The 10,045-nt window shown below is 78.1% G+C and carries 10 protein-coding genes; 8 read left to right on the forward strand and 2 right to left on the reverse strand.

Translation table 11 applies throughout. The annotated features are described in order from the left end of the window. Nucleotides 1-28: 28 nt before the first annotated feature. Complete coding sequence (locus ACUN9U_RS17060) at nt 29-703, reverse strand: alpha/beta fold hydrolase (RefSeq protein WP_445486191.1); 675 nt, start codon at nt 701-703, stop codon at nt 29-31. A 68-nt stretch (nt 704-771) separates the two neighbouring features. After that, a complete protein-coding gene (locus ACUN9U_RS17065; RefSeq protein WP_139713550.1) occupies nt 772-1,128 on the reverse strand; it encodes a DUF1844 domain-containing protein in 357 nt (118 codons plus the stop codon). Nucleotides 1,129-1,478: 350 nt separating this feature from the next. Between ACUN9U_RS17065 and infC the strand changes: the two genes are divergently transcribed. The 8 genes from infC (at nt 1,479) to pheT (ending at nt 9,936) form a co-directional block, all read left to right on the forward strand. Then, nucleotides 1,479-2,639 carry a translation initiation factor IF-3 gene (infC, locus tag ACUN9U_RS17070; protein WP_445486192.1) on the forward strand — a complete coding sequence of 387 codons (1,161 nt, stop codon included), beginning with the start codon at nt 1,479-1,481 and terminating at the stop codon, nt 2,637-2,639. 112 nt (nt 2,640-2,751) lie between these two features. Then, a complete protein-coding gene (gene rpmI / locus ACUN9U_RS17075; RefSeq protein WP_445486193.1) occupies nt 2,752-2,946 on the forward strand; it encodes a 50S ribosomal protein L35 in 195 nt (64 codons plus the stop codon). A gap of 57 nt (nt 2,947-3,003) precedes the next feature. After that, a complete protein-coding gene (gene rplT / locus ACUN9U_RS17080; RefSeq protein ID WP_445486194.1) occupies nt 3,004-3,390 on the forward strand; it encodes a 50S ribosomal protein L20 in 387 nt (128 codons plus the stop codon). 43 nt (nt 3,391-3,433) lie between these two features. Beyond that, nucleotides 3,434-4,474 carry a TrmH family RNA methyltransferase gene (locus tag ACUN9U_RS17085; RefSeq protein WP_445486195.1) on the forward strand — a complete coding sequence of 347 codons (1,041 nt, stop codon included), beginning with the start codon at nt 3,434-3,436 and terminating at the stop codon, nt 4,472-4,474. Next, nucleotides 4,471-4,851, forward strand: coding sequence for an ATP-binding protein (locus tag ACUN9U_RS17090; protein ID WP_445486196.1), 381 nt, complete (start codon nt 4,471-4,473; stop codon nt 4,849-4,851). Before ACUN9U_RS17085 ends, ACUN9U_RS17090 begins: the two co-directional genes overlap by 4 nt. 63 nt (nt 4,852-4,914) lie before the next feature. Continuing rightward, nucleotides 4,915-6,168, forward strand: a complete 1,254-nt coding sequence (locus ACUN9U_RS17095; protein ID WP_445486197.1) for an ATP-binding protein — start codon at nt 4,915-4,917, stop codon at nt 6,166-6,168. A 76-nt stretch (nt 6,169-6,244) separates the two neighbouring features. After that, the gene (gene pheS, locus ACUN9U_RS17100; RefSeq protein WP_445486198.1) at nt 6,245-7,303 is read left to right on the forward strand and encodes a phenylalanine--tRNA ligase subunit alpha; all 1,059 of its coding nucleotides are present in this window, start codon (nt 6,245-6,247) and stop codon (nt 7,301-7,303) included. Further along, a complete protein-coding gene (pheT, locus tag ACUN9U_RS17105; RefSeq protein WP_445486199.1) occupies nt 7,303-9,936 on the forward strand; it encodes a phenylalanine--tRNA ligase subunit beta in 2,634 nt (877 codons plus the stop codon). Before pheS ends, pheT begins: the two co-directional genes overlap by 1 nt. Nucleotides 9,937-10,045 lie beyond the last annotated feature (109 nt).

Raw genomic sequence — 10,045 nt, forward strand, 5'->3', positions numbered from 1 at the left:
AGCCCCTCGCCCCGGCGCCCCGGCGCCCTCACCGGGCGGCCCCGCCGGCCTGGTCGACCAGCGCCGCGACGTGCTCGGGGTGGGACCACTGCGCCACGTGGTGCGCGCCGGGCACCTCGCTGACGCCGACCAGCGCCGGGCGCGGCACCCGCTGGGCCAGCCGGGCCAGCCAGGCCCGCGGCGCCACCGGGTCGTGCTGCCCCCGCGCCAGCAGGACCGGCGCGCTGGCGGTGGCCAGGTGCTCCTCGATGCGGTCCGCGAGCATCGGCCCGACCGTGCCGAGGTAGGTCCGTGGTCCGCAGCGCAGGTAGGAGGCGGCCTGGACGGGCGCCAGCGAGAGCGGCTCGCGCGGGCTGTTGCGCGCCAGGCGCAGCCCCTGCCGCAGCGCGCTGCGCGCGCGGTCGTCGGTGGTGGGGCCGAGCAGGACGACGGCGCGGGCGGCGTCCGGGCGCGCGGCCAGCAGCGCCGCCACCACCTGGCAGCCCAGGGAGTGCCCGAGCAGCACGGGGGCCTCGAGGCCCTGCTCGTCCAGGTGGGCGGCGAGGACGTCCGCGTGCTCGCGCACCGTCAGCGGGCGCGCGGGCTGCGGGGAGCGCCCGTGCCCGGCCAGGTCGGGGCCGACCACGCGCCAGCGCTCGGCCAGGACCCGCGCCAGGGGGCGGAAGTACGCGCTGGAGGAGCCGATGCCGTGCACGAGCACCACGGGCGGGGCGGCCGGGTCGCCCAGGGCTCCGGCGCGCAGGTGGACCGCGGGGCCGCTGGACGGGCCGCTCAGCGGACCGGGCCCGTGTACTTCTCGCCGGGACCGGCGCCGTGGGCGTCGGGGAAGGGGGACGCCTCCCGGAAGGCCAGCTGCAGCGAGCGGAGGCCGTCGCGCAGGGGCCTGGCGTGGTGGTCGCCGATCTCGGGGGAGGCCGCGGTGACCAGGCCGGCCAGCGCGGTGATGAGCACGCGGGCCTCGCCCAGGTCCAGGTGGCCGCCCTCCTCGGCGTCCTCCGCGAGCCCGCACTTCACGGCCGCAGCGCTCATGAGGTGGACGGCGGCCGCCGTCACCACCTCCACCGCAGGCACCTCCGCCAGGTCCCGGACGGCGGTGGAGGACTCGGCGCTGGTCTCTGGCTGGCTCACGCTGGTACATTAGGCGACTGACCGACCGCGGCTCCGTGACCGCGCACGCCCCCGCCCGGCCCGCCGGGCGCCCGGGGGCAGCGCAGCACGGGGTCCGGTGCGCCAAGTGGAGGCCTCCTCCCACCCGCCGCGGCCCTCCGGGCCGCCGGGTCCCCGGTCCACCGCACCGCCCTGGTGATCACCAGGGCGGGGGCGGTTCCCGGGCGTCGCCTGCGACGCCCGGGCCGGGTCAGGCCCTCGCGACGCGTCCGCCGGGGGAGACCCTCCCGCGACGGTGGTTCCCAGCACGTCGCAGAGGAGCAAGGCACATCAGCGAACCGCGCATCAACGACCGCATCCGCGTCCCCGAGGTGCGGCTGGTCGGGCCGAACGGTGAGCAGGTCGGGATCGTGCGCGTCGAGGACGCGCTCAGGCTCGCCCAGGAGGCCGACCTCGACCTCGTCGAGGTCGCCCCGCAGGCGAAGCCCCCGGTCTGCAAGCTCATGGACTTCGGCAAGTTCAAGTACGAGTCCGCGATGAAGGACCGCGAGGCTCGCAAGAACCAGTCGAACACCGTCCTGAAGACCGTCCGCCTGCGCCTGAAGATCGACCCGCACGACTACGAGACCAAGAAGGGCTTCGCGGAGAAGTTCCTCGAGGGCGGGGACAAGGTCAAGGTCATGATCATGTTCCGCGGTCGCGAGCAGTCGCGCCCGGAGATGGGTCTGCGCCTGCTCCAGCGCTTCGCCGGTGACGTCGCCGAGCTGGGGTCGATCGAGTCCAGCCCGCAGCAGGACGGCCGCAACATGGTCATGGTGATCGGCCCGACGCGCCGCAAGGCCGACGTCAAGGCCGAGCAGAAGGCCGAGCAGCGCAGCCGCCGCGACGCCGACCGGTCCGCCCGCGCCGAGCGCACCGAGCGCGACCGGGCCGAGCAGGCAGAGCGCGAGGCCGCGGCCCCCGAGGCGCCCGAGGCCCCCCAGGTCTCCCCGCTCATCGCCGAGGGCGACGAGCCCCTCTTCGTCCGCCGCGCCCCCCAGCCCGCGTCCGCCCCGGCGGCGCGCGAGGGCGGCTACCGCGGTGACCGCGACGGCGGGTACCGCGGAGACCGCGAGGGCGGCTACCGCGGAGACCGTGACGGCGGGTACCGCGGTGACCGCGGCGGCGACCGTCCCGACCGCGAGGGCGGCTACCGCGGAGACCGCGGCGACCGTCCCGACCGCGACGGCGGGTCGCGCCCGCCGCGCACGTCGTCGGCCCCGTCGCGCCCCTCCGGCCCGCCGCCCGCGGCGCGCCCGGTGCGGCCGGCGATGCCGCGCCCGTCGACCGGCCCGGCCGCCCCGGGCCCCCGCCCGTCCCCGGCAGCGCCCTCCCGCGAGGGCGCCGCGCCGGCCCCCGCCCCCGGCCCCTCGCCGGCGGCCCGTCCCGCGGCCGCCCGCCCGGCCGCACCGGGGCCCCGCCCCACCCCGGCCGCGCCGCGGCCGACCCCCCGTCCGGCCCGTCCGGCCCCTCCGCCGCCCTCGGGCGACTGAGGGCCGGGCAGCCAGACCGACAGCACCCGTGACGCCCGGAGGGACCCCTCCGGGCGATGACCAGAGCACGGGCGGGCGACCACGCCCGCTCGCGATGAGGAGGACGGCAGCCGTGCCGAAGATGAAGACCCACAGCGGGGCCAAGAAGCGCTTCAAGGTCACCGGGAGCGGAAAGCTCATGCGCGAGCGCACCAACCTGCGCCACCTGCTGGAGGGCAAGTCGACCCGCCGCACGCGCCGCCTGTCCGTCGACACGCAGCTGTCGCCGGCCGACACCAAGCGCGCCGAGCGCCTGCTCGGTCGCTGAGCCGCCCGGCTCGGCCACCCCTCACCCCGACCTCGAGACACCCCCAGGAGCACTCCCGTGGCACGCGTCAAGCGGGCTGTCAACGCCCAGAAGAAGCGCCGCACCACCCTCGAGCGGGCCAGCGGCTACCGCGGCCAGCGCTCGCGGCTGTACCGCAAGGCGAAGGAGCAGGTCACCCACTCCCTCGTCTACGCCTACCGCGACCGCCGCGCCCGCAAGGGCGACTTCCGCCGCCTGTGGATCCAGCGCATCAACGCCGCGGTCCGCGACAACGGCATGACCTACAACCGCTTCATCCAGGGCCTCAAGGCCGCGGGTGTCGAGGTCGACCGCCGCATGCTCGCCGAGCTCGCCGTCAACGACCCGGGCGCCTTCGCCGCGCTCGTGACCACGGCCCGCGCGGCCCTGCCGGCGGCGCCGGCCGCCGCCGGCTCCGCGGCCTGACGGCACCCCCGGACCCAGCGGCGCGACGGGCGTGGGCAGCAGCGTGAGCGCCGGTCCGGTGGAGCACCGGACCGGCGCCCGCCGGTCGGCGGCCCCCGCCGCACCGGACGGGCTGCTGTCCAACCCGCGCGCCGACAGGGTCCGGGCCCTGGCGCGCCTGGCGACCCCCGCCGGGCGCGCCCGCGCCGGCGCCTTCCTCGCCGAGGGCCCCCAGGCCGTCCGCGAGGCCGTCGGCGCCGCAGCCCCGCACCGCGTGCGCACCGTCGTGGCCACCGCCGCCGCCCTGCGCAGGCACCCCGAGCTCGGCCCCGGCGCGCGCAGCGCCGGGGCCGAGCTGCTGGAGTGCACCGAGGAGGTGCTCGCGGTGCTGTCCGGAACGCGCACCCCGCAGGGCGTGCTGGCGGTCTGCGACGCGGTGCGCCCTGACCTGGACGGCGTGCTGGCCCCGGGGCCGCCCGCCCTGGTGGCGGTGCTCGCCCGCGTGCAGGACCCGGGCAACGCGGGCACGGTGGTCCGCGTGGCTGACGCGGCGGGCGCCGGGGCGGTGCTGCTGACGCGCGGCAGCGTCGACGTGCACAACCCCAAGGTCGTCCGCTCCACGGCGGGCAGCCTGTTCCACCTCGACGTCGTGCAGCCCGTCGAGCTGGCCGAGGCCGCGCAGCGACTGCGCGCGGCGGGCGTGGCGGTGCTGGCCACCGACGGGGTCCCCGGTCGGGGCAGCGCCGACCTCGACGACCTCCTCGACGCCGCGCACACCGGCGAGGGCCCCCTCGCCGGCCCCACCGCGTGGCTGTTCGGCAACGAGGCCAGCGGTCTGGACCCCGCCGAGCGCGAGGTCGCCGACCTCGCGGTCCGGGTGCCGCTGCACGGTCGCGCGGAGAGCCTCAACCTCGCCACCGCCGCGGCGGTCTGCCTGTACGCCAGCGCCCGCGCCCACCGCGCGCAGCGCCGCCGCGGCGCCGCGCCGCGGGGCCTGGTCGGCGCCGGGGGCCGCGTCGGCCACACTGGCGCCGTGGAGCACCGCACGCCGACGCCGGGCGCGAGCGCCGGCGGGACCGGCGGCGCCGGGGCGGGCGCCTCGTGACCGAGACGGTGCTGCCGTGCGGCCCGGAGGCCGCCGGCCAGGCGCGGCGCCTGGTCGCGCAGGCCTGCACGGCCGCGCAGCTCCCACCCGACGCCTGCGACTCCGCGCTGCTGTGCACCAGCGAGCTGGTCACCAACGCCATCGTCCACGGCCGCTCCGACGTGAGGCTGTGGGTGCGCACGGACCCGGGGTGGATCCGCATCGAGGTCGGTGACGACAACTCCCGCCACCCCCACCTGCAGCCGGCCGACGACGGCGCGCTGGACGGGCGCGGGCTGTTCATCGTCGACCTGCTCACCACCCGGTGGGGCGTGCGCGACGACAGCATCGGCAAGGTCGTCTGGTTCGAGCTGCGCGCGGACGCCTCGGCGGGGTGAGCCGCGGCGCACCCGTCGCCCGGGCCTCCCGCTGGCGGCGGTGCGACGACGAGGTGGCGGTCGATGGTGACCGGGAGTGACACAGGGCCCTCCGCTGGCGGTACGGTCGCCCCCGTGGACGCCGCGCTGGGGCTGCTCGAGGAGCTGCCGGACGGCGTGGTGGTCGTGGGGGCGGACGCCCGCGTGCAGCTGGTCAACGGCGGCGCGGAGCGGTGCACCGGCCGGCGCCGCGAGGACCTCCTGGGCCGCGACGTGCGCAGCGCCCTGCCGCTGCAGGACACCACCGGTCGTGACTGGTGGGCCCTGACCGACCCCTTCACGGGCCTGGCCACCCGCAGCGGGCACCGCGAGCGCCTGCTCGTGCTGCCCGGTGACCACGAGGTGCTCGTCACCGCCCGCTACGTCCGCCCCGCCCGCAGCGCGCCCGTCCAGCGCGTGGTGCTGCAGCTGCGCGACACCGAGGCGCGCCGCCGCCTGGAGAACGACCACGCCGGGCTCATCTCCACCGTCGCCCACGAGCTGCGCTCCCCGCTGACGTCGGTCAAGGGGTTCACCTCCACCATGCTCCGCCGCTGGGAGCGCCTGTCCGACGCCCAGAAGCGCCTCATGCTCGAGACGGTGGAGGCCGACGCCGACCGCGTCACCCGGCTCATCGCCGAGCTGCTCGACATCTCCCGCATGGACGCCGGCCGCCTGGAGGTCAAGCGGCAGGTGGTCGACCTGCCCGGGCTGGTCCGCGGCCAGGTGGACCGCGCGGTGGCCACCGGGCAGCCGGCGGAGCGGTTCAACGTGGCCATCGCCGCCACCCTGCCGGAGGTCTGGGCGGACCCCGACCGCCTCGAGCAGGTGGTGAGCAACCTCGTCGGCAACGCCGTGCGCCACGGCGCCGGCCAGATCGACATCTCCGTCACGCCCGACCCCGACGGCGACGGCGTGGCCGTCGTCGTCGACGACGAGGGCGAGGGCATCCCCGCCGAGCACCTGGGCGTGGTCTTCACCAAGTTCTGGCGCGGCTCGCGGCGCGGCGGCACCGGTCTGGGCCTGTACGTGGTGCGCGGCCTGGTCGACGCGCACGGCGGCCGCATCACCGTGGGCACCTCGCCCTCCGGCGGGGCCCGCTTCCGCTTCACGCTGCCGGCCGCCGTGCCCGAGTTCGTGCAGCTGCCGGGCACCCCGCTGCTCGACCGGCGCTCCGGCGCCGAGCGCCGCCAGCTGCGGCTCGACCTTCCCGACGGCGTCGACGAGCGCAGCCCGACGACGTCGGCGACCGCGGTGCCGACGACGACGGCGGCGGAGACGGCGCAGCCCGGCCTCTGACCTCCTCGCGACCAGCGCTGGGGAGGACGGACGGGCGGGCGGGGGAGCGCGCTGCGCGCTCTGGCAGGCTTGCCCGGTGCCCGAACTGGATGACCCGCTCGGCGAGAGGGGCGTCGAGAGCGCCGTCGCCGCAGCGCTGGCCGCTCTGGCCGCCGCGCCCGACCTGGACGCGCTCAAGGAGGTGCGCCTGGCGCACACCGGGGACCGCAGCCCGCTCGCCCTGGCCAACCGCGCCATCGCCGACGTGCCCCCCGCCGAGCGCGCCGCGGTGGGCAAGCGGATCGGGGGCGCCCGCGGCCGCGTGCGCGCGGCGCTGGAGGCCCGCACGGCCGAGCTGGAGGCCGAGCGCGACGCCCGCGTGCTGGTGGAGGAGGCCGTCGACCTGACGGTGCCCGTCCAGCGCGCCCGGGCCGGCGCGCGCCACCCGCTGGCGCTGGTCGCCGAGCGCGTCGAGGACGTCTTCACGGCCATGGGCTACGAGGTGGCCGAGGGCCCCGAGGTGGAGGCGGAGTGGTTCAACTTCGACGCCCTCAACTTCGGGGTGGACCACCCCGCCCGCCAGATGCAGGACACCTTCTTCGTCGACCCGCCCAGCTCCGGGCTGGTCATGCGCACCCACACCTCCCCGGTGCAGGCCCGCTCCCTGCTCGAGCGCGGCGCCCCGCTGTACGTGGTGTGCCCCGGGCGCACGTTCCGCACCGACGAGCTCGACGCCACGCACACCCCGGTGTTCAACCAGGTGGAGGGCATCGCCGTGGACGAGGGCCTGACGATGGCCCACCTGCGCGGCACCCTCGACAGGCTGGCGACGGCGCTGCTCGGCCCCAGCGCGCGCACCCGCCTGCGCCCCTCCTTCTTCCCGTTCACGGAGCCGTCCGCGGAGCTCGACGTGTGGTTCGAGCGCCCCGACGGCTCCGGGAGCGGCTGGCTCGAGCTCGGAGGCTGCGGCATGGTCAACCCGAACGTCCTGCGCGCGTGCGGGGTCGACCCCGAGCGCTACAGCGGCTTCGCGTTCGGCATGGGCATCGAGCGGATCCTGCAGATCCGCAACGGCGTCGCCGACATGCGCGACATGGTCGAGGGCGACGTGCGCTTCTCGCGCGCCTTCGGCACCGGCCTGGGGACGGCCCTCTGATGCGCGCGCCCCTGAGCTGGATCCGCGAGTGGGTCGACCTGCCCGCTGACGCCACCGGCGAGCAGGTCGCCGCCGCGCTCGTGCGCGTCGGCCTGGAGGAGGAGGGCCTGCACGGCGGCGACGTCGTCGGCCCCGTCGTCGTCGGCCGCGTGCTGTCCGCCGACCCCGAGCCGCAGAAGAACGGCAAGACCGTCAACTGGTGCTCGGTCGACACCGGCGAGCTCGCGCGCGGCGAGGAGCCGCGCGGTGTCGTGTGCGGCGCCAGCAACTTCGCCGCCGGGGACCTCGTCGTCGTCGCCCTCCCCGGCGCGGTGCTGCCCGGGCCGTTCCCCATCGCCGCGCGCAAGACCTACGGGCACGTCTCCGACGGGATGATCTGCTCCGCGCGCGAGCTGGGGCTCGGGGAGGACCACGCGGGGATCATCGTGCTGGAGCGCCTCCTCGGGGCCGGCGCCTCGGCCCTGGAGCCCGGCCAGGACGCCCTCGCGCTGCTCGGGCTCACCGAGGAGGTCGTGGAGGTCAACGTCACCCCCGACCGCGGCTACTGCTTCAGCGTGCGCGGCCTGGCCCGCGAGTACGCCCACGGCGCCCGCCTCGACGTGGCGACGGCCTTCCGCGACCCCGCTGCCGTCGAGGTGCCCGCCGCGGGCGGGGGCGGCTCCGGCTCAGCCGCCGGCCACGGCGTCGAGCTGCGCGACGACGCGCCGGTCCACGGCGCCCCCGGCTGCACCCGGATGGTCACGCGCGTCGTGCGCGGCGTCGACCCCACCGCCCCGTCGCCGTACTGGCTGCAGCGCCGCCTGCAGCAGGCCGGCATGCGGCCGATCTCCCTCGCCGTCGACATCACCAACCACGTGATGCTCGAGCTGGGCCAGCCGCTGCACGCCTACGACCTCGCCGCCGTCGACGGCCCGCTCGTCGTGCGCCGCGCGCGCCCGGGGGAGCGGCTGGTCACCCTCGACGGGGTCGACCGCGCGCTCGACCCCGAGGACCTGCTCATCACCGACGGACCCGACGGCGCGCGCGCCATCGGCCTCGCGGGCGTCATGGGCGGGCGCGAGACCGAGGTGACGACGACGACGCGCGACGTGCTCGTCGAGGCCGCCCGCTTCGACCCGGTGAGCATCGCGCGCACGGCCCGGCGCCACAAGCTGCCCAGCGAGGCCAGCCGCCGCTTCGAGCGCGGCGTCGACACCGCGCTGCAGGCCGCTGCCGCCGAGCTGGCGGTCCGCCTGCTCGTGGAGCACGGCGGGGGGACGGCGGACGACGCCGCCACCGACGTCGTCGCGCCCGGCGCCGTGGTGCAGCCGCCCGCGATCGCCCTGCCGGTCGACCTCCCGGCGCGGCTGTCCGGCGTTCCGGCCGACCAGCTCGGCCGGGCCCGCGTGGTGGAGCTCCTCGAGCAGGTCGGCTGCACCGTCTCGCCCGCCGGCCCCGGGGACGACGGCGGCGACCAGGACGTGCTGCGGGTGCTCCCGCCGACGTGGCGGCCCGACCTCGTGCAGCCCGTCGACCTGGTCGAGGAGGTCGTGCGCCTGCACGGCTACGAGGCCGTCCCCTCGCAGCTGCCGCCGGCGCCGCCCGGCCGCGGCCTGACCGCCGGGCAGCGCCTGCGCCGCCGGGCCGCCGACGCCCTGGCCGCCGGCGGGTTCGTGGAGGTGCGCTCCTACCCGTTCACCTCCGCAGCGCGCAGCGACGAGCTCGGGCTGGACGGCGACGACCCGCGCCGCACGGCGCTGCGCCTGGCCAACCCGCTGTCCGACGAGCAGCCCCTCCTGCGCACGAGCGTGCTGGCCACGCTGCTCGACGTCCTGCGCCGCAACACCTCCCGCGGCGCCGCCGACGTGGCGCTCTTCGAGCTGGGCGGCGTGGTGCTCCCGCGCCCCGGCGCCCCGGCCGCGGCGCGGCTGCGGGTCGACGCCCGCCCCTCCGAGGAGGAGCTGGCGGGCCTGCTGGCCGCGGTGCCGCCCCAGCCCGTGCACGTGGCGGGGGTGCTGGCCGGTCGCGCCGAGCCCGAGGGCTGGTGGGGGCCCGGTCGAGCTGCCGACGCCGCCGACGCCGTGGCCGCCGCCCAGCTGGTGGCGCAGGCGCTGCGCGTGGAGCTCGTCGTGACCAGCGGCGCGCTCGCGCCGTGGCACCCGGGCCGCTGCGCGCAGCTGTCGCTGCCCTCCGCTGACGGGGGCGCGGGTGCGCCGGTGGGGCACGCCGGCGAGCTGCACCCCGCGGTCGTCGCCGCGCTGGGGCTGCCGGCGCGGACGGTCGCCTTCGAGCTCGACCTCGACGCGCTCGTCGCGGCGGCGCCCGAGCTGGTGCCCGCGCCGCGGCTGTCGCCCTTCCCGCCGAGCAAGGAGGACGTCGCGCTCGTCGTGGACGCCTCCGTGCCCGCCGAGGACGTCCGCCGGGCGCTGCTGGCCGGCGCTGCGGCGGCCGGTCACGGCGACCTGGTGGAGGAGGTGCGCCTCTTCGACGTCTACACCGGCGCGCCCGTGCCCGAGGGCCACCGCTCGCTGGCCTTCTCGCTGCGGCTGCGCGCCCTGGACCGGACGCTCACCGCGGCGGACGCCGCCGCGGTGCGCGAGGCGGCCGTCGCCGAGGCGGCCCGCCGCCACGGCGCCGTGCTGCGCGGCGCATGACCGCCCGCCCCTCCCACCCCGTGGGGGGGGGGGGGGGGGGGGGGCCCCCCCCCCCCCCCCCCCCGCCCCCCCCCCCCCCCCGGGGGGGGGGGGGGGGGCCGGGGGGCGG

This window comes from Quadrisphaera sp. KR29, from assembly GCF_052644995.1.